General features: G+C 65.0%; 26 protein-coding genes. 11 read left to right on the forward strand and 15 right to left on the reverse strand.

Annotated elements, in window-relative coordinates:
- Positions 1 to 6 precede the first annotated feature (6 nt).
- The 5 genes from C7455_RS07515 to C7455_RS07535 all read right to left on the reverse strand — a co-directional run bounded on the left by C7455_RS07515 (position 7) and on the right by C7455_RS07535 (position 4,604).
- The gene (locus C7455_RS07515) at positions 7 to 504 is read right to left on the reverse strand and encodes a hypothetical protein (RefSeq protein WP_146199951.1); all 498 of its coding nucleotides are present in this window, start codon (positions 502 to 504) and stop codon (positions 7 to 9) included.
- Positions 467 to 1,720 carry a sarcosine oxidase subunit beta family protein gene (locus C7455_RS07520; RefSeq protein WP_109667042.1) on the reverse strand — a complete coding sequence of 418 codons (1,254 nt, stop codon included), beginning with the start codon at positions 1,718 to 1,720 and terminating at the stop codon, positions 467 to 469. Before C7455_RS07520 ends, C7455_RS07515 begins: the two co-directional genes overlap by 38 nt.
- A gap of 107 nt (positions 1,721 to 1,827) precedes the next feature.
- Positions 1,828 to 2,391: a TadE/TadG family type IV pilus assembly protein gene (locus tag C7455_RS07525; RefSeq protein WP_109667044.1), complete on the reverse strand. Its 564-nt coding sequence runs from the start codon at positions 2,389 to 2,391 to the stop codon at positions 1,828 to 1,830.
- A gap of 11 nt (positions 2,392 to 2,402) precedes the next feature.
- Positions 2,403 to 2,939 carry a TadE/TadG family type IV pilus assembly protein gene (locus C7455_RS07530; RefSeq protein WP_109667046.1) on the reverse strand — a complete coding sequence of 179 codons (537 nt, stop codon included), beginning with the start codon at positions 2,937 to 2,939 and terminating at the stop codon, positions 2,403 to 2,405.
- A 12-nt stretch (positions 2,940 to 2,951) separates the two neighbouring features.
- Positions 2,952 to 4,604, reverse strand: a complete 1,653-nt coding sequence (locus C7455_RS07535; RefSeq protein WP_109667048.1) for a TadE/TadG family type IV pilus assembly protein — start codon at positions 4,602 to 4,604, stop codon at positions 2,952 to 2,954.
- A 240-nt stretch (positions 4,605 to 4,844) separates the two neighbouring features.
- Between C7455_RS07535 and C7455_RS07540 the strand changes: the two genes are divergently transcribed.
- Positions 4,845 to 6,278 carry a Glu/Leu/Phe/Val family dehydrogenase gene (locus C7455_RS07540; RefSeq protein ID WP_109667050.1) on the forward strand — a complete coding sequence of 478 codons (1,434 nt, stop codon included), beginning with the start codon at positions 4,845 to 4,847 and terminating at the stop codon, positions 6,276 to 6,278.
- Between the two features lie 6 nt (positions 6,279 to 6,284).
- Here the strand turns inward: C7455_RS07540 and C7455_RS07545 are convergent, their stop codons facing one another.
- Positions 6,285 to 6,806, reverse strand: coding sequence for a hypothetical protein (locus tag C7455_RS07545; RefSeq protein ID WP_109667052.1), 522 nt, complete (start codon positions 6,804 to 6,806; stop codon positions 6,285 to 6,287).
- Between the two features lie 63 nt (positions 6,807 to 6,869).
- The gene (locus C7455_RS07550; protein WP_109667054.1) at positions 6,870 to 7,826 is read right to left on the reverse strand and encodes an NAD(P)-dependent oxidoreductase; all 957 of its coding nucleotides are present in this window, start codon (positions 7,824 to 7,826) and stop codon (positions 6,870 to 6,872) included.
- 166 nt (positions 7,827 to 7,992) lie between these two features.
- Between C7455_RS07550 and C7455_RS07555 the strand changes: the two genes are divergently transcribed.
- Complete coding sequence (locus C7455_RS07555; protein WP_109667056.1) at positions 7,993 to 8,904, forward strand: pirin family protein; 912 nt, start codon at positions 7,993 to 7,995, stop codon at positions 8,902 to 8,904.
- Between the two features lie 7 nt (positions 8,905 to 8,911).
- Here C7455_RS07555 and C7455_RS07560 read toward each other — a convergent pair whose 3' ends face one another.
- Positions 8,912 to 9,283, reverse strand: a complete 372-nt coding sequence (locus C7455_RS07560) for a hypothetical protein (protein ID WP_109667058.1) — start codon at positions 9,281 to 9,283, stop codon at positions 8,912 to 8,914.
- Positions 9,284 to 9,396: 113 nt separating this feature from the next.
- Between C7455_RS07560 and C7455_RS07565 the strand changes: the two genes are divergently transcribed.
- Complete coding sequence (locus C7455_RS07565; RefSeq protein ID WP_109667060.1) at positions 9,397 to 10,158, forward strand: alpha/beta fold hydrolase; 762 nt, start codon at positions 9,397 to 9,399, stop codon at positions 10,156 to 10,158.
- A gap of 5 nt (positions 10,159 to 10,163) precedes the next feature.
- Here the strand turns inward: C7455_RS07565 and C7455_RS07570 are convergent, their stop codons facing one another.
- From C7455_RS07570 to lepA, 3 genes are all read right to left on the reverse strand, one after another.
- Positions 10,164 to 10,343 (reverse strand): CTP synthetase, encoded by a 180-nt coding sequence (locus C7455_RS07570; RefSeq protein ID WP_109667062.1) that lies wholly within the window; start codon positions 10,341 to 10,343, stop codon positions 10,164 to 10,166.
- 436 nt (positions 10,344 to 10,779) lie between these two features.
- Positions 10,780 to 11,673 (reverse strand): glycosyltransferase family 2 protein, encoded by an 894-nt coding sequence (locus C7455_RS07580; RefSeq protein WP_109667066.1) that lies wholly within the window; start codon positions 11,671 to 11,673, stop codon positions 10,780 to 10,782.
- Between the two features lie 298 nt (positions 11,674 to 11,971).
- Positions 11,972 to 13,771 carry a translation elongation factor 4 gene (lepA, locus tag C7455_RS07585; RefSeq protein WP_109667068.1) on the reverse strand — a complete coding sequence of 600 codons (1,800 nt, stop codon included), beginning with the start codon at positions 13,769 to 13,771 and terminating at the stop codon, positions 11,972 to 11,974.
- A 175-nt stretch (positions 13,772 to 13,946) separates the two neighbouring features.
- Here lepA and C7455_RS07590 point away from each other — a divergent pair, with 175 nt between their 5' ends.
- The 4 genes from C7455_RS07590 to C7455_RS07605 all read left to right on the forward strand — a co-directional run bounded on the left by C7455_RS07590 (position 13,947) and on the right by C7455_RS07605 (position 16,232).
- On the forward strand, positions 13,947 to 14,384 hold the full coding sequence (locus C7455_RS07590; protein WP_109667069.1) for a DsrE family protein: 438 nt from the start codon (positions 13,947 to 13,949) through the stop codon (positions 14,382 to 14,384).
- A 110-nt stretch (positions 14,385 to 14,494) separates the two neighbouring features.
- Positions 14,495 to 14,812 carry a hypothetical protein gene (locus C7455_RS07595; RefSeq protein WP_245904259.1) on the forward strand — a complete coding sequence of 106 codons (318 nt, stop codon included), beginning with the start codon at positions 14,495 to 14,497 and terminating at the stop codon, positions 14,810 to 14,812.
- A gap of 194 nt (positions 14,813 to 15,006) precedes the next feature.
- Entirely contained in the window at positions 15,007 to 15,549 is a 543-nt protein-coding gene (locus tag C7455_RS07600; protein ID WP_109667071.1) for a hypothetical protein, read from the forward strand.
- Positions 15,546 to 16,232, forward strand: a complete 687-nt coding sequence (locus tag C7455_RS07605; protein ID WP_109667073.1) for an NAD-dependent deacylase — start codon at positions 15,546 to 15,548, stop codon at positions 16,230 to 16,232. Before C7455_RS07600 ends, C7455_RS07605 begins: the two co-directional genes overlap by 4 nt.
- Before the next feature lie 106 nt (positions 16,233 to 16,338).
- Here the strand turns inward: C7455_RS07605 and C7455_RS07610 are convergent, their stop codons facing one another.
- Together C7455_RS07610 and C7455_RS07615 are read right to left on the reverse strand one after the other, a co-directional pair.
- A complete protein-coding gene (locus tag C7455_RS07610) occupies positions 16,339 to 16,842 on the reverse strand; it encodes a copper chaperone PCu(A)C (RefSeq protein WP_109667075.1) in 504 nt (167 codons plus the stop codon).
- A gap of 47 nt (positions 16,843 to 16,889) precedes the next feature.
- On the reverse strand, positions 16,890 to 17,216 hold the full coding sequence (locus C7455_RS07615; RefSeq protein ID WP_146199952.1) for a hypothetical protein: 327 nt from the start codon (positions 17,214 to 17,216) through the stop codon (positions 16,890 to 16,892).
- A 171-nt stretch (positions 17,217 to 17,387) separates the two neighbouring features.
- Between C7455_RS07615 and C7455_RS07620 the strand changes: the two genes are divergently transcribed.
- Positions 17,388 to 18,026 (forward strand): glutathione S-transferase family protein, encoded by a 639-nt coding sequence (locus tag C7455_RS07620; protein WP_109667079.1) that lies wholly within the window; start codon positions 17,388 to 17,390, stop codon positions 18,024 to 18,026.
- A gap of 148 nt (positions 18,027 to 18,174) precedes the next feature.
- Here C7455_RS07620 and rpmB read toward each other — a convergent pair whose 3' ends face one another.
- On the reverse strand, positions 18,175 to 18,465 hold the full coding sequence (gene rpmB / locus C7455_RS07625; protein ID WP_109667080.1) for a 50S ribosomal protein L28: 291 nt from the start codon (positions 18,463 to 18,465) through the stop codon (positions 18,175 to 18,177).
- Positions 18,466 to 18,661: 196 nt separating this feature from the next.
- Here rpmB and C7455_RS07630 point away from each other — a divergent pair, with 196 nt between their 5' ends.
- From C7455_RS07630 to ribD, 3 genes are all read left to right on the forward strand, one after another.
- Complete coding sequence (locus tag C7455_RS07630) at positions 18,662 to 19,312, forward strand: DUF2161 domain-containing phosphodiesterase (RefSeq protein ID WP_109667082.1); 651 nt, start codon at positions 18,662 to 18,664, stop codon at positions 19,310 to 19,312.
- A 169-nt stretch (positions 19,313 to 19,481) separates the two neighbouring features.
- Positions 19,482 to 19,952, forward strand: a complete 471-nt coding sequence (nrdR, locus tag C7455_RS07635) for a transcriptional regulator NrdR (RefSeq protein WP_109667083.1) — start codon at positions 19,482 to 19,484, stop codon at positions 19,950 to 19,952.
- Between the two features lie 3 nt (positions 19,953 to 19,955).
- A complete protein-coding gene (ribD, locus tag C7455_RS07640; RefSeq protein ID WP_245904260.1) occupies positions 19,956 to 21,053 on the forward strand; it encodes a bifunctional diaminohydroxyphosphoribosylaminopyrimidine deaminase/5-amino-6-(5-phosphoribosylamino)uracil reductase RibD in 1,098 nt (365 codons plus the stop codon).
- Between the two features lie 53 nt (positions 21,054 to 21,106).
- Here ribD and C7455_RS07645 read toward each other — a convergent pair whose 3' ends face one another.
- On the reverse strand, positions 21,107 to 23,140 hold the full coding sequence (locus tag C7455_RS07645) for a capsular polysaccharide biosynthesis protein (protein ID WP_109667087.1): 2,034 nt from the start codon (positions 23,138 to 23,140) through the stop codon (positions 21,107 to 21,109).
- Positions 23,141 to 23,142: the final 2 nt, after the last annotated feature.

Below are 23,142 nucleotides of genomic sequence, written 5' to 3' on the forward strand. Positions count from 1 at the left end.
GTCGCCTCAGTTGCGCGCGCAGGCAGCGTCTGGGCTGCGAAACAGGCGGTAGGTCGTGCGCCGTCCCGGCCCTTCGGACAAGTCCGAGATGAACAGCGCCTCGCCCGAACAGCCTTCTGTCGTGACCCGCATGCCCGTTGTGGTGATCTCGATCATGTCGCCCTGCACCCGCGTCACCTCGAACCCGCCGCCGTCACACTCGACCTGACAGCGCAGGCGACTGCCGCAAAACCCGCCTTCCTCCAGCACAAGCCCGCCCAGCCCGTCGCGCCCGGCATGGCCCTGACCCGCCATAAGGGCGGCGAGGGTGAAATAGGCACTGCTGCCGCCGTCGCTGCGCAGGTCCAGCCACATCGCCGCGACCACCTGATCGGGTTGGCCGACCAGATGGGCCGCGGAATAAGCGCGGGTGAAGCAGCCCAGCGGCACGCTGTCCGCAGCCACCGGCGTCGCCGCCAGCGTCAGGCTAATGCAGATTATGCTGAGAGCCGGTGCCTTCTTCATCCATCAATCCCCTGCCAGTTTCAAATCGATCAAGCCGAAAGGCGCTTGCGGCCTTATGCGGGCGGTCGGTGGCGATCAGATGGGCAAAACAGTTGCCCGATCCCGGCACCGCCTTGAACCCGCCATAGCACCAGCCGCAGTTCAGATAGAGCCCCTCGACCGGAGCCTTGTCGATGATGGGCGAGCCATCGGGCGACATGTCCATGATGCCCCCCCAGCTGCGCAGCATCCGCGCGCGGCCGATCATCGGCATCAGAGTCATGCCCGCCTCGGCCACATGTTCGGCCATGGGCAGATTGCCCCGTGCGGCATAGCTGGCATAGAAATCCAGATCGCCGCCAAAGACGAGGCCACCCTTGTCGGACTGGCTGATGTAGAAATGCCCCATCCCGTAGCTGATCACATGGTTGATCACTGGCTTAAGCCCCTCGGTCACGAAGGCCTGTAGCACATGGCTCTCGATCGGCAGGCGCAGGCCGGCCATGGCGGCGACCTGGCTTGACCGGCCCGCGACCACGATCGCCACCTTTTTCGCCCGGATCGCGCCGCGCGTCGTCTGCACGCCCGTGACGCGCCCGCCTGCGATGTCGATCCCCGTGACCTCGCAATTCTGGATCAGATCGACGCCCCGCCGGTCCGCTGCCCGCGCATAGCCCCAGGCGACTGCATCATGTCGCGCCGTGCCGCCGCGCGGGTGGTAAAGCCCGCCGTAGATCGGAAAGCGCGTCTGCTCGTAATCGAGATAGGGCAGCAGCTTGCGGCACCCCTCGCGGTCGAGCAAGATCGCGTCATCGCCCTGATTGATCATCATGTTGCCGCGCCGCACGAAGGCGTCGCGCTGGCCGTCGGAATGGAACAGGTTGATCAGCCCGCGCTGGGAATGCATCACGTTGTAGTTGAGGTCGGCCTCCAGCCCCTCCCAAAGTCTCAGCGAGTGGGAATAGAACTGCGAATTGCCCTCGAGCAGGTAGTTGGCGCGCACGATGGTGGTGTTGCGCCCTACGCTGCCCCCGCCCAGATAGCCCTTTTCAAGCACGGCAACATTGGTCAGCCCATGCTCTTTCGCCAGATAATGCGCGGTCGACAGGCCATGGCCGCCGCCGCCGATGATGACGATGTCATAGGCCTCTTTCGGCGCGGGGTCGCGCCACGCCGGGCGCCAGCCGCGATTGCCGGTGATCCCTTGTGCCAGCACCTGCCAGCCTGAATAGCGCATGCTTGTTTCCGATGCGGCCCAGAGCCCCCGCCACTATCGGATGGCCCCTGCGCAAAGGAAAGCCTGCGCGCGACACCGCAAGGGTCACGCGCGACCGATGATCCGACCTAGCTCGAGGGGAAGGCCGTCTGCGACGCGTCGAACGGCACCTGTCCGGCATAGCGCGGGCGGGTGACGGTGAAGTTCCTGAAGGTGATGATGTCGAGCCCGGTGTTGAAGATCGGCTGATACGGGATGAAGGATTGCACCAGAATCACGCGCTCCGCATGGGCCATCGCGGGCAGCAGTTCCTCGATGTCGACCATGTTCGAGGTGAAAAGCCGCGCTTCGCCATTGGTGCCGTAGGACCAGTCGACCGTATGTCGGTCGTTGACCCCGTCATAGAAGATCTGCGTCACGCGCAGCCGGGCATCCCCGTTGTTGCGCACGAGATGTTCGAAGATCTGCGCCATGCCCTCGATGTCGTAAGCATAGACCATGTTTGTCTGGCGCGAGACGATGTCGGCCACGGCATAGGTCGCCTTGATCGAGCTGTTGTAGGTACGAAAGGCGTCGAAGAAGACGAAACTCGCGATGAAGGTCCAGACCAGCACCGGGGTGATGAGCACGGTCTCCATCGCGACGGCGGCGCTGTCGTCCTTCCAGAAACGGCGGATCTGACGGGTCAACATGCTCTGGCTCCTCAGTTCGGCTCGTTCACGAAGACCGAGGCCGCGACGATATGCAGGCCCCCCGTATCATCGCGCACAAGGTTCAGACCGAAGCCCGAAAACGGCAAGATGCGGTCGATGATGGCGCAGGTCCGGATCATCACCAGATCGTTGTCCTGCCCCTGCTCGAACTGGTTGCTCGGCTCGATTGTGATGTCATTGCGGTTCACGCAGACCACGTCGGGCGTGGGAATGACGTAAGTACTGCGGTTGATCAGCCGCAAGTCGACCACCAGTGCTTCCGCGCAGTTCGGGATGGATCGCGTGTTCTCGCAAATCGCGTCTTCGATGTCGTCCGCGGTCAAGGTCAGGCCGTTGGCCAACCGCAAGATCCGCACCGCCTCGTCCAGCGAACGTTCCAGCAGCACCTGACGCGACAAGATCATGCCGGTCTCGAACACGGCGATGAAGAGCGTGATCACCACGGGGAACATGATCACGAATTCCATCGTGGCGGTCGCCCGCTCGTCATGCAGGTAGGCGCGGATATGGCGAAGCAGGACGGGCATGTCAGGACCTTGTCACTGGATCAGCCGCAGCTGGTTGATGGTGCGCGCAATCGAGGCAAAGGCATTCGAAATGTCGATGCCGTTCACGTCGTAGTAATGCGCCGCCGACGAGGCGCAGTAGCGCATCACCTGCTGACCGCGCCATGGCGCCTCGAAGGCGATGGAAAAGACCGTGATGCCCTGCGCATGGGCGACATCACATATGGCACGCAGACGCGCGTCGCCTTCGACGCCATTGTCGCCTGCATACTGGTTCACGACGTTCCAGTAGTTGAACTGCTGCTGCATGGCCTGAACGGTGGTTCTGCGCCAGTGGTTGACACTGGAGGTGTAGCCTTCGTGACGCTCCCACGCGTGGGAATGGAACATCCGAGACCGCAGCGACCGCACCGAGACATGGTGCCAAAGGTCCGCATAGTCGAGCTGCACCGCATTGGCGCCGCCGTCGGGCGTGCTGCGCCACCGATCCCGGCTTTCTTGCCAATACAGGTTCCACTGCGGATAGAAGACCGACCAGCGCCCATCCGCCGGGTTACGCCAGAACGGGCTCGGGCCGCTGCGGAACTGCTCTTGGACGTCCCATTGGCGGGTGTTTTCACCATCCGTCATCAAGACGATGATCTTCATCGTCTCGGGGTCCACATAGGAGGCCGGGCGACCGTCGAAATCGGGGTGCACGCTACCGTTGGACACGAGGCCCGAGAGCGCTGGACGCGCGGCCGGGTCCAGCAGGGCGACAGCCCAGCGCATGCCCTGGTCGATCGCCGTCCAGCCCCGCGGTTCCAGGCTGTTGATCAGATTGTGCAACTGCGTCTCGTTGTTGGACCACGGAATGACGGCCGCGGTATTGTCGCGGTGGCAGGCCGGTTGCGGGGTCGGATTGGTTGAGTTGGTGGTATCCACGTCGATATCGGCCATCCGTTGCAAGGGCACGGTGGGGTTGATGCCGGCAAAGGTGTAGTCCGCGGCTTGGAACCGCGCACAGCGCGAATAGGTGTGTTCGCCCGTCAATGAGAACACCGAAGACAAGGTCGTCCCCATGTTGACCGCATGGTCATAGGGCACGATCGAGACAGACACGAGTTGATCGCCGAGCGGGTTGTTGTTGGCCTCGAGCACCGAGGTGACAAAGCTGCGTGCGGCGGGTCTCAGGTTCGTCATCCGGCTGGACCCGCTCATCGAACCCGACACGTCCAGCACCAGCGACACTTCGATGTTGCGCACCCGTTCCTCGGCGGCGCCGGCGGCGGGCGAGGTCAGCATCGGCTGGCCGAAGATGCTCATGAACAGCGTCTGAAGCTCCATCTCGGCGCGCGCCTCGACGCGGCGGAAGTTGATGCCGTTCTCGACGTCGACGCGCAGACGATACCCTTCCAGCCCGGCGGTTTCGAAATAGCTTTCCACCACTTCCTGCGGGTCGAGCGTCTGTGACAGGGACGCGGCCGCCAGAACCGCGCGGTCGAGCGTGTATTGCAACTGCACGCGCTGGGTCTCGAACCGCATGATGTCGATGGCGATGCCGCCGATGCCGATCATCAGCACGAAAACGACCGTCGCAAAGATCGTCGTCGACCCGTCCTCGCGGACCAAAAACCGCTGCGGCAGGCGCCGCGCGATCCGCAAGACGGCGCCGGTCGCAACATCGTTCGCATCATGGTGGCGCATGGGTGCACTCCAACCGTTTAAATTCGCTGCGTGACGCTTGGACACGTCACTCCGAGGGTTCCTTTGACCGCCAAGCACGGCAAAATTGGGGCAGCATCATGCTGGAAACGAGTTGGTTACAATTTGCGGACAATACTCGGGGATCGCCGGGGTTGTGCCTCGCGCACCTGTGTGACCTGTTTGGGAGCGAGCCTTCGCAGCGCGGACCGCGAGGCATCATGGCTGAAGGAGGAAAGGCCAATGAACACCCAAACCGGCGAGCCGAGTTTCCGACAATCCGTCGACCTGATGTTCACCCGCGCCGCAGCGCTGATGGACCTGCCGCCGGGGCTGGAGGAAAAGATCAGGGTTTGCAACTCGACCTATACCGTGCGCTTCGGCGTCAGGCTGCGGGGCGACATTCACACCTTCACCGGCTACCGCTCGGTCCATTCCGAACATACCGAGCCGGTCAAGGGCGGCATCCGCTATGCGCCATCCGTAAATCAGGACGAGGTCGAGGCGTTGGCGGCGCTCATGACCTACAAATGCGCTCTGGTCGAAGCGCCGTTCGGCGGGTCCAAGGGCGGCCTGTGCATCGACCCGCGCCACTGGGACACTGACGAGCTGGAAAAGATCACACGCCGCTTTGCCTATGAGCTGATCAAGCGCGACCTGATCGACCCTGCCCAGAACGTGCCTGCCCCCGACATGGGCACGGGTGAACGCGAGATGGCGATCATCGCCGACCAATACGCGCGGATGCACACGACCGACATCAACGCCCGCGCCTGCGTCACCGGCAAGCCGATCCATGCGGGCGGCATCCACGGCCGGGTCGAGGCGACGGGGCGTGGCGTGCAATATGCCCTGCAGGAGTTCTTTCGCCACCCCGAGGATGTGGCCAAGGCGGGCCTGTCCGGAACGCTCGAGGGCAAGCGGGTCGTGGTGCAGGGTCTCGGCAATGTCGGCTATCATGCGGCGCTGTTCCTCTCGACCGAGGATGGCTGCAAGGTCACCCATGTGATCGAACACGACGGCGCGGTGGAGAACGCGGGCGGCATCGACATCGTGGCGCTGCGCGACTGGATCGTGCGCAACGGCGGCGTCAAGGATTGCCCCTTCGGAACCTATCACGAGGATGGCGCGCGGGTGCTGGAGGCCGAGTGTGACATCTTGATCCCCGCCGCGATGGAGGGCGTGATCAACATGCACAACGCCGCCGCCATCAAGGCGCCCCTCATCATCGAGGCCGCGAACGGCCCGGTGACAGCGGGCGCCGACGAGATCTTGCGCAACAAGGGCACTGTCATCATCCCCGACCTCTACGCCAATGCAGGCGGCGTGACGGTCAGCTATTTCGAATGGGTCAAGAACCTGAGCCACATCCGCTTTGGCCGGATGCAACGCCGGCAAGAAGAGTCGCGCCACCAGCTGATCGTGGACGAGTTGGAACGCATCAGCCGCGACAGTTCGATCAACTGGACGCTCTCGCCGGGCTTCAAGGACAAATACCTGAAGGGCGCGGGCGAACTGGAACTGGTGCGCTCGGGTCTCGACGACACGATGCGCGCGGCCTACCAATCCATGCGCGAGGTCTGGTGGAGCCATGACAAGGTGAGCGACCTGCGCACGGCGGCCTTTCTCGTCAGCATCGACCGGGTGGCGAAAAGCTACACGGCCAAGGGGATCTGAGGCGTCCTATCGCCGGGGCAGGTCGCCCCGGCGTTCCGCCAAAATGATGCTGATCAGATCGGCCACGGGCTTGGCCTGACTGCCTGCCGTGGCGCCGCCCACGGCCACCCGCCTGCGCGCGCGCCACCACAGTGCGGGTGCATAGACGCGGCCGCGGGTCGTGGGCGCCTTGAGCCGCACCAGAAACCCGCCCGCCGGCTTGAAGGCAAAGACGCTGCGGTCGATGCTGTCGACCTCGTCGAGCGAGAACAGAACCCGTCCGCCCGCCTCGCGCAGCTCGCTGCGGGTCAGCTCCAGCGTCACCGCCGTGGCCAGCCAGACCCGCCACGCCAGATAAAGCGCGCCAAACCCCGTCACGATCAGAAACACGAGCCACGCCGGATCGACCGGCGGCGTCGCGGCAGCCACATAGAGCAAGATCGCGCCCAACAGGCCAACCACGCCCGTCGTGAACACGCGCCGGACCGGCTGCGGGTCGATGGTGGCCAGCACCTCGTTCGGGTCGGGGTCGCGGTTGCGTTTCGCCATGGGTCTTTCCCATCAAGGGTCCGTGCCCCTTAGCCTGTCGTGCGCCCCTTGGCGAGAGGGGCGTCAGGCCCGCGCCACGATGACCTCGGCGCCCTTTTCTTCGGCTTCCTCATCGACCATCTCGGGCGGGAAGCCCGGCGCGCGGATGTCGAGGCCCGTCGCCTCCTCCAGCCGCTTGATGATGTTGGGCGACAATTCCCGCGCGCCATAGCGTTTGATCCCGTCCTGAAAGATCGAGATGAGCAGCGGGTTGACCTCCACCGGTACGCCTGCCCGGTCTGCGACCTGCTGGAACAGGCCGATATCCTTGGCCACCAGATCCATGGTGAAGCTGATGTCGCGCGATCCGTTCAGGATGACCTGACTTTCCGTCTCGTGGACAAAGGAGGTGCCCGAGGAAATCCTGATCGCCTCATAGGCTGTGCCAAGGTCGAGGCCCGCGCCTGCGGCGACGGTCAGCGCCTCGGTGCAACTGACGAGGTTCGCGGTCGCAAGGTAGTTGGTGATGACCTTCAGCACGCTGGCCGACCCGATCGGCCCAGTGTGCAGCACGCGCCGCCCCATGGTGGTCAGAAGCGGCAGAACGGTTTCAAACGTCGCCCGGTCGCAGCCCGCGAAGATCGAGATATTGCCGGTATCGGCGCGGTGGCACCCGCCCGAAACCGGGCAATCAACCGCAGAACCGCCCGCAGCGGCAACCTTTTCGCCCAGCCGCGTGATCTCGGTGGCATCCGTCGTGGACATCTCCAGCCAGATCTTGCCCGGCCCCATCGCCTCCAGCAGGCCGCCCGGCCCCTCGACCACGGCGGCGGAAATATCGGGGCGCGGCAGACAGGTGATGACCACATCGCAAGCCGCCATCAGCGCCGCGGGGGTCGCGGCCGTGCCCGCCCCCTTGGCGGTGAACTCCGCCACCTTGGCGGCATCCAGATCGACGACCGAAATCGCGATCTTGTTGCGCAGCAGCGTTCCCGCCAGCTTGCCCCCCACATTGCCCAATCCGATGAAACCGACACGCATTCCCGGCCCTCCCGCCTGTGTTTTGCGCATGCTTCGCGGGCGTCACGCGCCTTGTCGCGTCCGAAAGCGACCTCTGCGCCTATGCACAGGGGCGGTGTGGTGCCCCGCATTGTGGGCACGCCCCCGCCTGCTACACCTGAGCCAACGCCCCACAGGAGGAAGTGCCATGTCGATCCGCCCCGTTCTCGAGACCCGCAAGGCCCGCCCGACGATGGAAGGGGCGGGCGTGCACCTGCACCGCGCCTTTGGCTTTCAGGACCCGACCGAGCTGGACCCCTTCTTGCTCTTTGACGACTTCCGCAACGACCACCCCGATTTCTACCGCGACGGCTTTCCGTGGCATCCGCACCGGGGGATCGAGACGATCACCTATGTTCTGGCGGGCACGGTCGAGCATGCCGACAGCCTTGGCAATCGCGGGCGTCTGGGGGCGGGATCGGTGCAATGGATGACCGCCGGGTCGGGCATCTTGCATCAGGAAATGCCGCTGGGAAACAAGCATGGCCAGATGCACGGCTTCCAGCTTTGGGGGAACCTGCCCGGCGCGCAGAAGATGACTGCGCCGCGCTATCAAGATATCGCGGGCGCGGAAATCCCCGAGGTGACGGATGACGACGGCACCCATGTGCGCGTCATCACCGGCGAATTCTGGGGCAAGAAGGGGCCCGTCGACGGCATTGCCGCCGACCCGCAATACCTCGACATCACCGTGCCTGCAGGCGTGAAAAAGACCTTCCGCATCGACACCTACCGTCGCGCCTTTGCCTATGTGTTCGACGGGGCGGGCAAATTCGCCGATGCATCAAAGCCGCAGGGTGTGCTCTTGGAAAAGGAAGTCAGGGGCCGCGAGGTCAACATCCGCGACCTGTCGGGCGACCGCACCCTGATCCGCTTCGGCACCGGCGATGAGGTGACGGTGCAGGCCGGGCCGCAAGGCGTGCGGTTCCTGCTGATCTCGGGAGCGCCGATCGAGGAGCCCGTGGCATGGCATGGCCCCATCGTGATGAATACGCAGGCCGAGTTGCAGCAGGCGATGCGCGACCTCAAGAACGGGACCTTCATCAAGCCCGCGCACTGACCACGGGTCAGGCCCCGATCTGCCAGTGCAGAAAGGCCAGACCAAGGCCGATCAGCAGCGCCAGCTTGAAGCCGATCTCTGCCATCAGGAAGGACCGGTCGCGCGCCGCCCGCGCGCCGGGTCGCTGCCCGGCCAAGGCCGCGCGGAACCTGTCGGCGGCTTGCACGACGAGCGCCGGATCGGTGCGCGCCGCCAGTTTGGGATGGGCCAGCCGCGCCTCCAGCGCAGACATCTCGGCGGCGGCAAGCCGTGCCTGCGCGGGCAACAGGCGACCTGCCCGGCGCACGGCACCTTGAAAACTGCGCGCCCGCACGTTGAGCCGCGCGGCCAGCGCCTCGCGCAGATCCTCGTGCAGGGCGTCCAGCGCGGTCTTGTCCATGGAATCGGCCCCTCGGCGATGTGATTATCCAAAGATACGCCGCGCGCGGTCCGTGCCTCAACCCTCGGCTTTCCCCTAGCCATCCTGCCCCGGTCCGGCCTATCACTTGGCCCATGCTGCGCATCCTGACCGAGGGCGAAGACACCGCCCACCCGCCCATCGTCATCGCCCATGGCCTCTTCGGGTCCGCCCGCAACTGGGGCGTGATCGCCAAACGCCTGTCGGGCAGCCGCCGGGTCATCACGGTCGACATGCGCAACCATGGCGACAGCGATTGGACGGGCAGCCACACTTACCCCGATCTGGCCGAGGATCTGGCCGAGGTGATCACGGGCGCCGGTGGGCAGGCCGATGTGCTGGGCCATTCGATGGGCGGCAAGGCGGCGATGGCGCTGGCCTTGCTGCATCCGGGGGCGGTGCGTCGCCTGATCGTGGCCGATATCGCGCCGGTGGCCTACGGGCACACGCAACAACACCTGATCGACGCGATGCGGCGCATGGACCTTGCCTGCGTCGAGACGCGGGGCGATGCCGACCGTCAGCTTGCGGCGCATGTGGCCGAGGCGGGCGTGCGCGCCTTCTTGCTGCAATCGCTGGACGTGAAGGGGCGGCGTTGGCGGTTCAACCTCGACGTGCTGGAACGCTTCATGCCCGAGATCCTCGGCTGGCCCGACTTGGGCGGCCAATTCGACGGGCCCACGCTGATCCTGTCCGGCGCGCTGTCGGACTACGTGCGGCCCGAGCATCGCCCGTCGATCAAGGCGCTGTTCCCGCAGGCACGTTTCGCCAAGATCCCCGGCGCGGGCCATTGGCTGCACGCCGACCGCCCGCGCGAATTCGAGGCTGCGGTGGCCGCCTTTTCCGGCGTGGGGTGAGAGGCTCAGAGCGACCTGATCTTGTTTGCCGCGAGCCACGCGGCGGGCAGACCAAGGGCAGCGCCAATGGCGGCTGCGATCACGATGGGCTCCCACCCGTCTAGGCCTGCGGCCAGAACGGCAGTTATGCCGATACCCGCCAGCGCGGTCGAGGCGAGGGTGAAGATCAGGAAAAACAGGCGCATGGTGGCCTCCGGAACAAGGGGCGCGTTCGGGGGCAAGGGTAGCGCGTGGGTCGGGCGGTGTCGTTGATGTGGGTCAAGCGATCCGGCCCGCCGATGGGTCAGATCAGGAGACCAGAACCGGCGTCACGGCCAAAAGTGCGCAGGCAAGAAGGACGGAAACCAGCAGGCGTTTGTCCTTGTCCGTTGGGGTTTTGTGGAGGATGCGGCCAACAAGGCCGGGGTCGAGGATGACGCGAAGGAAGAAGCGGAGGGCAAAGAGGATGCCGGCCGCGAGGGTGAGGAATGGCAGCGTTGCGAGGATGAGGCGGAGGACGGAGAGGAGAACGTCGGTCAGGTGGGGGGGCCTTCTTGGGGATTAGGGCAGTGCGTTACCTCAATTGCTAGGCATGGGTCGCGGAGGGGGGATCATGCTCAGACTTTCGGAAACTGATGATCTTCAACTGGTGCGCCCAAAGTGAAATAAACAGGTATCCCGATACAGCCCTTCAAGAACTGGGTCTTGCAAAAGAGCCGACAAAAATTCTCGAGTTTTTGGAATGAATCTCTGGATATCAAGGTTTTCTATGCTGTTCGTATCCCGTCTATTAAATTTCTGCTTGCCGCCATAAATTCTGGTATCGTGGACGCCATCACCCCTGACCTCTTTTCGTCTATATTCTTCAATACTCCGCACCGAGTAATGATTCATCGAACAGATTGTATTTCGGACAGTTGTTTTCGAGTTGTCATCTGGCATTTCTCCAAGCTGAATTCGAGCGTCAACCATTGTGCCATCTACAAACACGAAGTCGTCTATGGGATGGCTCGACCGCGGACGATGTAAGCCAAAAGATGGAAAAATCTTTGAGGGTCTATGAAAAGATTTTGTCATCATATTTTCGAGAAATGTGTTGTCTGAACACATCTTGAAACGTTCTATTGTCATTTCTGGTGACCATTTCTCGATCCCGGCGCTTCCAAAATTCAACCAATTTATGGCAATGCCTTGCGCATGGCGGCGTTCATTGAGGAAATCGACAATATTTTTTTCTCTTTTGGGTACTACAAATTCGTCACAATCAGCGCAAAGAACCCAGTCAGAGTTTTTGTAGCTATCGAGTGCCAGAGTCTTCTTGAGAGCGGCCCTTTGGGGGCTACCAGAAAATCCAACATTTTTGTGATACTCGATCCAGCCAAGATCCTGAAGGCGGGTTAGTATGCCGTCGGAGTGGTCAGACGAGTCGTTCTCGAAAATAACCACGTCGGAGAATCCGATAGCTTTGTGATAGGCAACCCATTCCAGAATATAGGGCCCTTCGTCCTTCAGAGACGTAACCACCAGTATTTTCATGCACTCATTCCGTCGATGCCAAGATCTGATGTCGGTATCATTGTATCGACTTGTCTACGCTCAGTCCTCAACCGCGCCAACCCGGTCATGGGCGTTCGACGGCGCCATGGTCTGCCTATGGCCTCGAAGTCAGTGTTCCACGTGGTGGGGGTCTCACACCTTCCGAAGCACGGGTCTTTCGTCCCCCATCCCCATCCACCTTCACGGTCTGTCTGCCAAAAAGCCCCGGGGCTCCGTCCGTTCGCGCCTCAATCGCTCGACTGGAGCGATTGCCGGGCCTTGTGGCCCGGACCGTCGCTTACCCATCCATCTTCAACGCATTGATAAACGCGCTTTGCGGGATTTCCACCTTCCCGAACTGCCGCATCTTCTTCTTGCCCGCCTTCTGCTTGTCCAAGAGCTTCCGCTTGCGCGTCGCATCCCCGCCGTAGCACTTGGCCGTCACGTCCTTGCGCATCGCCGAGAGCGTCTCGCGCGCGATGACGCGGCCGCCGATGGCCGCCTGGATCGGGATCTTGAACATGTGGCGGGGGATCAGCTCCTTGAGTTTCTCGACCAGTTGCCGCCCGCGCCCCTCGGCCCGGTCGCGGTGGACCATCATCGACAGCGCGTCGACCGGCTCGTCGTTCACGAGGATCGACATCTTCACAAGGAAATCCTCGCGGTAGCCGATCATCTGGTAATCGAACGACGCATAGCCCTTGGTCACCGATTTCAACCGGTCGTAGAAATCGAACACCACCTCGTTCAGCGGCAGGTCATAGACGACCATCGCGCGTTGGCCCGCATAGGTCAGGTCAAGCTGTTCGCCGCGGCGGTCCTGACACAGTTTCAGCACGTCGCCGAGGTATTCGTCGGGCACAAGGATCGTCGCCTTGATCCGCGGCTCCGCGATGTGGTCGATGCCCGCGGGGTCGGGCATGTCGGCGGGGTTGTGCAGCTCCATCATCGACCCGTCGCGCATGTGGACGTTGTAGATCACCGACGGCGCGGTGGTGATCAGGTCGATGTCATATTCGCGTTCAAGGCGGTCGCGGATGACCTCGAGGTGCAGAAGCCCAAGGAACCCGCAGCGGAAGCCGAAGCCCAAAGCGGCGGAGGTTTCCATCTCAAAGGTGAAGGAGGCGTCATTCAGCGCCAGCTTCTCCATCGCGTCGCGCAGATCCTCGAAGTCGTTCGCATCAACCGGGAAGAGACCGCAGAACACCACCGGGATCGACGGCTTGAAGCCCGGCAGCGCCTGCGCGCATTGCTTTTTCTCATGCGTGACCGTGTCGCCCACGCGGGTGTCGCGGACCTGCTTGATCTGGGCGGTGAAAAACCCGATCTCGCCCGGCCCAAGCTCGGCGATGTCCTGCATCGCGGGTTTGAACACACCCAGTTTCTCGATCGGATAGGTGCCGCCTGTGCGCATCATGCGGATGCGGTCGCCGCGTCTGATCACGCCGTCGATGACGCGGATCAGGACCACGACGCCAAGGTAGGGGTCGTAATAGCTGTCGACCAGCATCGCCTTCAGCGGCGCATCGCGCTCGCCCTTGGGGGCGGGCAGGCGGGTGACGATGGCCTCCAGCACTTCGGGGATGCCGAGGCCGGTTTTCGCGCTGATCTCGACGGCTTGGCTCGCGTCGATGCCGATCACATCCTCGATCTGCTCCTTGACCCGCTCAGGCTCGGCGGCGGGCAGGTCGATCTTGTTGAGCACCGGCACGATCTCGTGATCGGCGTCGATCGCCTGATAGACATTGGCCAGCGTCTGGGCCTCGACGCCTTGGCTGGCATCAACCACCAGCAGCGAGCCTTCGACGGCGCGCATGGAGCGGCTGACCTCATAGGCAAAGTCGACATGGCCGGGGGTGTCGATCAGGTTGAGGATATAGGTGTGGCCATCCTTGGCCGGATATTCGATGCGGACAGTGTTGGCCTTGATGGTGATGCCGCGCTCGCGCTCGATATCCATGCTGTCGAGCAGCTGTTCTTGCATGTCACGCTCGGCCACGGTGCCGGTCAGCTGGATCAGCCGGTCGGCGAGCGTGGATTTGCCGTGGTCGATGTGGGCCACGATGGAGAAGTTGCGGATGCGGTTGAGGTCGGTCATGGCGGCCTGCAATGATAAGGTTCGCAGGGGGAGATAGCCTTTGCAGACGCGGGGGGAAAGGGGGCGTTGCGCGGGCCAGTGCCACGCGGCGACGGGTCGCTGCGCGAATCCGCGGAGGTTGGCGTATATGAGTGACCTAGGCAATAATTTCCTAAGTCACAAAAGGACCGTCCCTATGCGTTTCCCCCAAACCCTTGCCGCGACCCTCGCCCTTGCCCTCTCCGCAGGCGCCGCCCTTGCGCAAGACGCCGCGCCGCTTGTCACGGTGGTCACCGCCGATCACCCCCAGACCCAGCTCATGGCCATGGTGCTGACGTCTCAGGCCGCGCAGCAGGGCCACCCGGTGCGCGTGCTCTTGTGCGGTCCGGGCGGCGACATGGCGCTGGCCGACGCACCCGAGGGTGTCACCGCACCGCAGCCCCCCATGGGGGCCAGCCCGCAGGGCCTGATGGTGCAACTGATGGCAAATGGCGCCACGGTCGAGGTCTGCGCGATCTACCTGCCGGGTCTGGGTGCAGATGCCAGCGTGCTGATCGAGGGCGTAACCGTCGCCCAGCCCCCCGCGATGGCCGCCGCCATGGCCGCCGAGGGCAGCATCGTCTGGTCCTTCTGACCCTCACACCGCGCATGGCCGTGGACAGACGGCCCGATTCGGAGCATTCTTCCGGGCGGAGCGGACATAAGATCCGCCCGTCCGAGCAGCCCGTGACATTGAGGCCCGAGATGACGAGACGCTTCCTGATTGTGCCGGCCCTTGCGCTGGCCTTGGCCGCAGCCGTGGCACCCGTTCCGGCAAACGCCAATCCGATCGAGCGCGCCTGCCAGCAATCCAACCGCTCTGCGGCGACACCTGCGCTATGCGATTGCATCGGACGCGCTGCGCAGCAGACGCTGACCAACCGCCAGATGCGCGACGGTGCACGCTTCTTTCAAGACCCGCAGCGCGCGCAAGACGTGCGCCAGTCCGACCGGCGCACGGATGAAGAACTTTGGCGCGCCTGGCGCAATTTTGGCCAGACCGCCGAGGCGCTCTGCCGCTAGCCCCCGCCTGCATCGGGTGTGCGGGCGGAGCGCGCGCAAGCCTATCGCCATGTCTTGGGCGATCGGTCGGCGTCAAGCCGCCCGGTTTGCCCGACAAACACCCTTTGGCGGCCGGGGACCGGCAGATATTGCCTGGACAGACGCACAGGATGCGGATGGGATGGGGCAATGGTCGGTCCCTTGGAGAGATATCGATGCGATGCGTGATCCTTGGCCTTCTGGCGCTGGTCTTGCCGACACTCGCGGTGGCGCAAGGCGGTGAGCAGCTTTTGGTGCCGGTGCCGCAGGGCTATGTGCTGGCCCATTCTGCGGCGGGGCCGGACGGGGCCTTGCAGGAATACATCCCCTCGGCCGAGACCCTTGGCGCATGGTCGCAGATGATGACGGTGCGCGACTTTCCGGCCCTTGCGGGCGCCGATCCTGCGGCCTTCCATGGCAACCTGATCCAGTCGCTGACCGCTGCCTGCCCCACCGCGCAATATGCCGAGGTCACGGCGACCGTCGAACGCGGCGCGCCGGTGCACATCGTGCTGGCGGGCTGTCCGGTCAGCCCGGTGACCGGCGGCGAGGAATGGTTCCTGAGCAAGGCCATCGGCGGGCAAACGGCGCTCTACAATGTCCAAGGCGCATGGCGCGGCCCCGCGACCCGTGAACTGGTCGAGGGCTGGACGATCCTTTTGCGGGATGTGGTGTTGTGCGATCCTGCGCGCGCCGAGATGCCCTGCCCGGCCCCGTGACGCGGATCGTCATACTGACCGGGGCGGGCGTCTCGGCTGAAAGCGGGCTGGGGACCTTCCGCGACAAGGGCGGTCTTTGGGACCGCTACGACCTGGCGCAGGTCGCCACGCCCGAGGGTTTTGTGCGCAACCCGGCGCTCGTGCATGACTTCTACAACGCGCGCCGCGCCAATGCGCTGGATGCCCTTCCCAATGCCGCACATCGGGCGCTGGCCCGACTGCAAGGTGCGCGCGCGGGCGTCACTCTGGTCACGCAAAACATCGATGACCTGCACGAGCGTGGTGGTGCGCGCGAGGTCATCCACATGCATGGCCAGATCACGCGGGCGCTGTGTTCGGTCTGCGGGTCACGCTGGGACGCGCCGCGGGCGATGCACCCGCGCGATGCCTGCCCGGCCTGCGGCGAACCCGCGACACGGCCCGACATGGTCTGGTTCGGGGAATATCCCTACCACATGGAGCGTATCGCCGAGGCGCTGGCGGCCTGCGACCTTTTCGTGGCGATCGGCACCAGTGGCGAGGTCTATCCGGCCGCAGGCTTCGTCGAGGAGGCGGCGGGGTTCGGGGCCGAAACGCTCGAAATCAATCTGGAGCCCTCGGCGCCGGGCCGTTTCGACCAGGTGATCGCGGGGCCGGCAAGCCTGACGGTTCCCGCCTGGGTGGCCGAGGTTCTGGGCGGCTGAGCGTCATCCCCGCCGGATCGTGCCAGGACCGGCACGCCCGCGCATCCGATGGACAGGCAGGCGCGCCGTCATGGCCGGGGCATGGGACAGCCCGACCGCTGGGCCGTCAGCCGCCGTGGTTGTGGCCGTGAGCATGTCCATGGCCATCGCCATGCTGCATCGCGCCACCCTCGGCGGGCATCCGCTCCAGATCGACGGGCACCTCGATTTCGACCGGGTCCGACGTCTCGAAGATCAGCCGGACGGTGAAGGTGTCGCCTTGCTCCAGCGGACGGGTCAGCCCCAGAAGCATAACATGCAGCCCGCCCCGTTCCAGAAGGACGGTTTCATCGGCAGCGATCGGGATGCCGCCTTCGATCTCGACCATGCGCATCACGCCGTCCGAGGTCTGGATATGGGTGTGTAGCTCAAGCCGTTCGGCAATGTCCGAGTCCGCGCCGATCAGCACGTCGTCGTAATCGTTGTGGTTGTAGATCGACATGAAGATAGCACCCGATTGGGCCAGCGGGCTACTGGCACGGGCATAGGCGTCTTCGATCACGACATGGGCGCTCGCAAGACTGGGCAAGGCGGCGAAAAGGCCTGCGCACAGGATATGTTTCAGGGACATGGGTCCGGTCTCCGGTCTGGATATGCTGGAAAGGATATGGCGTCGCGTCAGGCCGCAAGCGGCGGCGCGCGGGCCAGACCACCGGGGCAGGCCCGGCCAGGGATCCAGTCGGAGATGAGCAGGACAAAGGGTGCGGCTTGCGCGCCTTCGGGCGCTGCGGCTCCGGCACTTGCGGGCGGCAGGGCAAAGGTCGCGATCAGGCAATCAAGACAGACCGACCGGTCAAGCGTGACGGGCGCACCATCCGTATCGAACAGCGGCAGGCCGTCATGGGCGATGACCACGGGCGCGGGCCCGGTGACGGAGCACAGTTGCCCGTCGGCGGCCATGGCGCCGCGCGCGCTGCCGATGCCGATGCCAGTGATGACCAGCAACAGAAGCAGGGGCGGCAGGACAAGGGCGCGTAAGCAAACCATGGGGGGTGTTGTCGCGCAAGGTTCCGGTGGTGGGAACGCGGCATGATGACATGGTGGGGGCAGGCGACCTCCCGCCGCTGCGCGGGGCGGATGGTCGACACCGGCAGGCCCGGATGATAGGGTCGCCGTATGGTAGACTACACCATTGGGACCTTTGACTGGGTGCCTGATTTGCCGCGCGGCTATGTCAGGGACATCCGCCTCAGATGGGCGCTGGAAGAGGCAGGTCTGCCCTACGGTGTTGCAACGACGCCCTTCAGGGATCGCACCGATGACCACTTTCGCCACCAACCTTTTGGTCAGGTGCCTTGGCTGTCGCATGGCGAAATCTCGATCTTCGAAAGTGGCGCTGATCTGCTTCATATTGCAGAAAGCAGCGGAAAGCTGATGCCTGAGGATGCGATGGGGCGCAGCAGTGTCATCAAGTGGCTGTTTGCAGCGCTGAATTCCGTTGAAATGGCCGTCTTGCCCTTTACGATCTTCAAGTTCACGGGCGATGAAGCGCAAACGCCGGGGCGTCAGGCGCTCGATGGATTTCTTGCAGCACGTCTTGGGCACGTGGATGCCTATCTGGCCCACCGTGAATGGCTGGCCGGCGCGTTTTCCATCGCCGACATTGTCATGGTCGATGTGCTGCGGTTGGCGGATCGTTTCGATGCGCTCGAAGATCATCCCAATTGTCGCGCCTACGTCGAACGGGCCACGACAAGACCTGCATTCAAGAAGGCTCTGCAGGATCAACTCGATCACTTTGCGGCAGCTGATTGAGGCGATCACGGCACAGGGGCGATCCTACTTTTGCCTGTGTTGATCGCCCCTTTTGGCCAAACGCGTGACCCGGGCGGAGGGCCCCAAACGCAAAACGCCCCGCAGGATCATTCCTGCGGGGCGTCCCGAACCATGCAATCGGAAAGGATCAGGCCTGTGCGGCCTGTGCCTTCACGATCTCTTTCTTGATCTTCAGCGCCTTGTCGGACAGTTCCACATCCTTGGCCTTGGCCATGAACGCGTCCAGACCGCCGCGGTGATCCACCGAGCGCAGCGCGTGATTCGATATGCGCAGTTTGAAGCTGCGGTTCAGAATGTCCGAGCCCAGCGTGACATCGGTCAGGTTCGGCAGGAAACGGCGCCGGGTCTTGTTGTTGGCGTGGCTGACATTGTTGCCACTCATCGGGCCTTTGCCGGATAGTTCGCAGACACGCGACATGGGATGATCCTCGACAGCTCAGAAACGGAAAGGGCGTGTGGCATGGCCCACGCCCGCAAATCTTGGCGGGGGATACGAGCGTGGCAGGGCGGTGTCAAGAGGGGCAAACGGCCTGCGGGCTTGTCGCGCGCGGGTCGCGCGGGCAAGATGGGCGCAGGCCCCGCGCAGACCGGGGCAGGGGGGCAGAACGGGCGCAATGCAGGAAACCGAGCTTTATCCGCCGGTAAAAGCCTTCCTCGAGGCGGCGGGTTACACCGTCAAGGCGGAAATCGGCCCGGCCGATGTCATGGCGCTGCGTGATGGCGAAGAGCCGGTGATCGTTGAGCTGAAGACCGCATTCTCGCTCGCCTTGTTCCATCAGGGCATCGCACGGCTGGCCGTCAGCGACAGCGTCTATCTGGCAGTGCCGCGCGGACAGGGGCGGCGGTTCGCGCAGGCGCTGGCCGACAACACGCGGCTGGCGCGCAGGCTTGGTCTTGGCCTTCTGACCGTGCGACTGGCCGACGGTCTGGTCGAGGTCCAGTGCGAGCCCGGCCCCTACGCGCCCCGCAAATCCGCGCCCCGCCGTCGCGCGCTTCTCACGGAATTCGCGCGACGGCGGGGCGATCCCAACCTCGGCGGCCTGCGGGGCGTGCGGATGACCGCCTACCGGCAAGATGCCCTCGCCTGCGCGCGCCATCTGGCCGCGAACGGGCCGGCCCGGGGGGCGGCGGTAAAGGCGGCCACGGGCGTCGAGCGTGCCACCGCACTGATGCGCGACAATCATTATGGCTGGTTCGACAGGCTCGGCACCGGGGTCTACACCCTCTCTGACACAGGGCGCGCGGCCCTGTCGCCAGGCCCCTGACGTGGCTGGGTGAGGCTTTGGGAACCCACATGCTGTGGCCGTGAAATGCCATCTACCCAACCCCTGCCGGCTCGCCTATAGTGACTGTGGATAACAGGGGCGTCAGACCCCATGGATGAGGCAGAGGCAGGCCGCGCGGGCCGCCCGAGGGACAAGAAGGGGGACGCCGATGCGCTGCCCGTTTTGCGGTAATGTCGATACGCAGGTGAAGGACAGCCGTCCGGCCGAGGATCATGTCGCCATCCGGCGGCGCAGGTTCTGCCCGGCCTGCGGGGGGCGGTTCACGACCTATGAGCGCGTGCAGCTGCGCGATCTGGTCGTGGTCAAATCCAACGGCCGGCGTGAGGATTTCGATCGCGACAAGCTGGAACGCTCTGTCCGGATCTCGATGCAGAAGCGCCCGATCGAACCCGAACGGATCGACCAGATGGTATCGGGCATCGTGCGCCGGTTGGAGAGCATGGGCGAGACCGACATCCCGTCGAAACAGATCGGCGAGATCGTGATGGAGCGTCTCGCGGCCATCGACACGGTCGCCTATGTGCGTTTCGCGTCGGTCTACAAGAATTTTCAGGCGACCGATGATTTCGAGGATTTCCTCGCCGAACTGGTGCCGCCCAACCCCAAGCCCGAAGCCTGAGCCGTGGCGTCCGCTGCGGACGCGCGCTGGATGGGGCTGGCGCTGTCCTTAGGCGCGCGGGGTCTGGGCCGGGTCTGGCCAAACCCGGCGGTTGGTTGCGTCATCGTCAGGGACGGGCGCGTGGTCGGCCGGGGCTGGACGCAAGATGGCGGCAGGCCCCATGCCGAGACGATGGCGTTGGCGCAGGCGGGCCGTGCCGCGCGCGGGGCCACCGCCTATGTCAGCCTTGAGCCCTGCAATCATCATGGCCAGACCCCCCCCTGTTCCGAAGCCTTGATCGCCGCAGGTGTGAGCCGCGTGGTGGTGGCGCTCACCGATCCCGATCCTCGGGTTGCGGGCGGCGGGCTTGCGCGCTTGCAGGCCGCCGGGATCGAGGTTGTCATCGGCATCTGCGAGGCCGAGGCGCGTCTGGCCCACCGGGGGTTTTTGTCCCGCGTCACGCAGGGCCGCCCGATGCTGACGCTGAAACTGGCCACCTCCGCAGACGGGCGGATCGCCACGGCCACGGCCGAAAGCCAGTGGATCACGGGCCCCGAGGCGCGGCGTCATGTGCATGCGATGCGCGCGCGCCATGATGCGGTGCTGGTGGGCGCGGGCACGGCGCGCGCCGATGATCCCAGCCTGACGGTGCGGGGGCTGGGCGTGGCGCATCAGCCGGTGCGCGTGGTGCTGTCGCGGCGGCTCGACCTGCCTGAGGGCAGCGCGCTGATGCGGACGGCGCGCGAGGTTCCGGTCTGGCTCTGCCATGGGCCCGACGCGCCGGGGGCGGCGCGTGACGCGTGGGATCGCGCGGGCGCGCGCTTGATCGAGGTTTTGTCGGGGCCGGGCGGGCAATTGGACCTTGCGCAGGTCATGGCGGCGCTGGGGCAGGCGGGTCTCACGCGGGTGTTTTGCGAAGGCGGCGGGACGCTGGCGGCGGGCCTGCTGTCGGCCGATCTGGTCGATGAGCTGGCGGTGGTGTCGGCAGGCATCGTACTGGGGGCCGAAGGCACGCCGGCCATCGGCGCCATGGGCATCGCCGCGCTGTCCGAAGCGCCGCGTTTCAGCTTGCGCGAACTCCAGAGCCTTGGCGGCGACGTGCTGGCGATCTGGTCGCGCTAGGGTGTTTTCCCGCGCGGAAAACGCCTTGGAAAACCGAGGTTTTTCCGTGCCCCCTACCGCCGCCAGAGCCAGCTTTGCCCCGCCAACCAACCCTGCAGCTTCGCCAGCGCCCGCAAGCCTGGCCGCCCCCGCAATCCCTCGCCACTGGCCAGCCGGTCGAGCGCCACCTCCGCAGGGCAGGGCAGGCCCGTGACCGGATCGTGATAGCGCGGATACCTGATGAGCGCGGCATGGGCCAGCGCCCCAAGGCTCGGGCGCGCGGTCCGGTGCTTGGGCACCGGCCCCAGATCGCGGGTCAGCCCCCATCCGGCGTAAAAGGGCGCGCCCAGCACCGTGACCGGCACCCCACGCAACAGCGCCTCGAACCCCATGGCCGAGGTCATGGTGACGACCCGTGACGCAAGCGGCAGCAGTGCCGCGGTATCGACATCCGTGACCACGGCATCGGCCAGACCTCCGGCCTCCACGGCACCTGCGCGCAGGCCCGCCACCACATCGGGGTGCGGCTTGTAGACGATCCACCCCTCGGGATGCAGGTTGCGCGCGGCCTGCAAAAGCCCTGCGTTCGTGCGCACCGCGCCCGCGCCCAGCTTGATCGAGGCGTCATCCTCTACCTGCCCGGGCACCAAGATCAGCGCCCGGCCCTCGGGGGGTGTCAGCTCGGGCATTGCCCCGCCCAGATTGTATTTCGTCAACCCCAGCGCCACCAGCCGCGCCACCAGCCGTTCGGCGCGGTAAAGCCGCTTGGGGTCCATCACGGCGGCCTCGGCGATCAGCCGGTCGAGGCGGCTTTCGCGGGTCGGATCGTAGTAAATACCCAGATCGTCGAGCACGAGCGACAACGGCGGCACCAGATCGGCCCCCAGCCCGCGCGAGCGCAGCAATCCGTCCTCCACCCGGCAGAGCGGACGCTTTGCCGCGCTGCAGGCCGCGCGCAGCTCGGGCGTCTCGCGGCCCGCCCACACCATCACCGGGCGGCCATCGGCGGCGGCCTTGTCCGGATCATCCTCGAACCGCAAACGCCCGAAGCTTTGCACCATGTGCCTGCGTTTCCACGCGCGCATGCCGACCGCAACATGACCCGCCTGATCCTCGCGCCAGGCGCGCGCCTGCGCCTCGAGCGTGGCCAAGACATCCTCCACCTCGCAAAGCCGGTCGCGGTAGGGATCGTACCATGTCGGGTAAAGGATCAGCGCAGCAGCGGCCATCTGCACCTTTGTCAGGTGGCGCTGGCGTCGGGCAGGCGTCAGGCGGCGGTCGTCGGTCAGCCCCCAGCCGGCGTAGAAGGGCACGCCGAAGGTGACGGGCCGGTGGCCCGCAAAGATCGCCTCGAACCCCAGCAGGGACGTGACGCAATAAACCGCGCGCGCGCCCTCGAACAGACGGCGGGGCGCGATCGGCCGGTCATCGAGCGTGACGCCGGGGGGAAGGCTTGCGGGGTCGAAATGGCCGGGGCGGTGACCCGCGCGCGTCTCGGGGTGGGTCTTTATGACGATCGGCGCGCCGGGGTGATCCTCTTGCGCATGGGCCAGCATTTCGGCGAAACTGTCGGCATTGGCCTGCCCCAGCCGGATCGAGGCATCGCCGCGGGTCTGGTCGATCAGCAGCACATAGCCGGGCGACGGCGGATCAAGCGTCGGATCGACGGCCGCGTATTTTGTCAGATGCGCCTCGGCGATCCTTGCCAGCGCGTCGCGTGCGCGATCCAAAAGCCCCGTGTCGTCAAGCGGATGGGTGGCGAGCAACGTCTCCAGATCCGACGGGCGGGTGGCGTCGAAATAGATTCCTTTCCGGTCGATCACGAGGCCCAGCGGCGCATCGCCCGACCGCCCCGGATGGAGCGAGCGCAAAAACGCGTCCTCCACCCGCACCAGATGCGCGCCGGTGGCCTGCGCCACGGCCTCTCCCCTCGGCGCATAGGGGGAATGGCCCCAGACCAGCACGTCATCTTGCGCGCCGGGCTTGCCCAGCTTCAGGTCATGGCCCGCAAGCGTCAGGATGCGCCGCACGCGGGCGTTGGTCAAAAAGCCCGCGTTAAAATGGTAGCCGCGCCGCCGCCGTCCCGATCCCTCTCCAGCCCCGGCCATGG

Origin of the sequence: Roseicyclus mahoneyensis, from assembly GCF_003148775.1 — a bacterium.
GTDB classification, from domain to species: Bacteria; Pseudomonadota; Alphaproteobacteria; order Rhodobacterales; family Rhodobacteraceae; genus Roseicyclus; species Roseicyclus mahoneyensis.

What these genes read in the sequence shown, in the direction of transcription:
- C7455_RS07515 (WP_146199951.1), bottom strand. Translation starts at nt 504, where the DNA reads ATGAAGAAGGCACCGGCTCTCAGCATAATCTGCATTAGCCTGACGCTG.
- C7455_RS07520 (WP_109667042.1), bottom strand. Translation starts at nt 1,720, where the DNA reads ATGCGCTATTCAGGCTGGCAGGTGCTGGCACAAGGGATCACCGGCAAT.
- C7455_RS07525 (WP_109667044.1), bottom strand. Translation starts at nt 2,391, where the DNA reads ATGTTGACCCGTCAGATCCGCCGTTTCTGGAAGGACGACAGCGCCGCC.
- C7455_RS07530 (WP_109667046.1), bottom strand. Translation starts at nt 2,939, where the DNA reads ATGCCCGTCCTGCTTCGCCATATCCGCGCCTACCTGCATGACGAGCGG.
- C7455_RS07535 (WP_109667048.1), bottom strand. Translation starts at nt 4,604, where the DNA reads ATGCGCCACCATGATGCGAACGATGTTGCGACCGGCGCCGTCTTGCGG.
- C7455_RS07540 (WP_109667050.1), top strand. Translation starts at nt 4,845, where the DNA reads ATGAACACCCAAACCGGCGAGCCGAGTTTCCGACAATCCGTCGACCTG.
- C7455_RS07545 (WP_109667052.1), bottom strand. Translation starts at nt 6,806, where the DNA reads ATGGCGAAACGCAACCGCGACCCCGACCCGAACGAGGTGCTGGCCACC.
- C7455_RS07550 (WP_109667054.1), bottom strand. Translation starts at nt 7,826, where the DNA reads ATGCGTGTCGGTTTCATCGGATTGGGCAATGTGGGGGGCAAGCTGGCG.
- C7455_RS07555 (WP_109667056.1), top strand. Translation starts at nt 7,993, where the DNA reads ATGTCGATCCGCCCCGTTCTCGAGACCCGCAAGGCCCGCCCGACGATG.
- C7455_RS07560 (WP_109667058.1), bottom strand. Translation starts at nt 9,283, where the DNA reads ATGGACAAGACCGCGCTGGACGCCCTGCACGAGGATCTGCGCGAGGCG.
- C7455_RS07565 (WP_109667060.1), top strand. Translation starts at nt 9,397, where the DNA reads ATGCTGCGCATCCTGACCGAGGGCGAAGACACCGCCCACCCGCCCATC.
- C7455_RS07570 (WP_109667062.1), bottom strand. Translation starts at nt 10,343, where the DNA reads ATGCGCCTGTTTTTCCTGATCTTCACCCTCGCCTCGACCGCGCTGGCG.
- C7455_RS07580 (WP_109667066.1), bottom strand. Translation starts at nt 11,673, where the DNA reads ATGAAAATACTGGTGGTTACGTCTCTGAAGGACGAAGGGCCCTATATT.
- lepA (WP_109667068.1), bottom strand. Translation starts at nt 13,771, where the DNA reads ATGACCGACCTCAACCGCATCCGCAACTTCTCCATCGTGGCCCACATC.
- C7455_RS07590 (WP_109667069.1), top strand. Translation starts at nt 13,947, where the DNA reads ATGCGTTTCCCCCAAACCCTTGCCGCGACCCTCGCCCTTGCCCTCTCC.
- C7455_RS07595 (WP_245904259.1), top strand. Translation starts at nt 14,495, where the DNA reads ATGACGAGACGCTTCCTGATTGTGCCGGCCCTTGCGCTGGCCTTGGCC.
- C7455_RS07600 (WP_109667071.1), top strand. Translation starts at nt 15,007, where the DNA reads ATGCGATGCGTGATCCTTGGCCTTCTGGCGCTGGTCTTGCCGACACTC.
- C7455_RS07610 (WP_109667075.1), bottom strand. Translation starts at nt 16,842, where the DNA reads ATGTCCCTGAAACATATCCTGTGCGCAGGCCTTTTCGCCGCCTTGCCC.
- C7455_RS07620 (WP_109667079.1), top strand. Translation starts at nt 17,388, where the DNA reads ATGGTAGACTACACCATTGGGACCTTTGACTGGGTGCCTGATTTGCCG.
- rpmB (WP_109667080.1), bottom strand. Translation starts at nt 18,465, where the DNA reads ATGTCGCGTGTCTGCGAACTATCCGGCAAAGGCCCGATGAGTGGCAAC.
- C7455_RS07630 (WP_109667082.1), top strand. Translation starts at nt 18,662, where the DNA reads ATGCAGGAAACCGAGCTTTATCCGCCGGTAAAAGCCTTCCTCGAGGCG.
- nrdR (WP_109667083.1), top strand. Translation starts at nt 19,482, where the DNA reads ATGCGCTGCCCGTTTTGCGGTAATGTCGATACGCAGGTGAAGGACAGC.
- C7455_RS07645 (WP_109667087.1), bottom strand. Translation starts at nt 23,140, where the DNA reads ATGGCCGGGGCTGGAGAGGGATCGGGACGGCGGCGGCGCGGCTACCAT.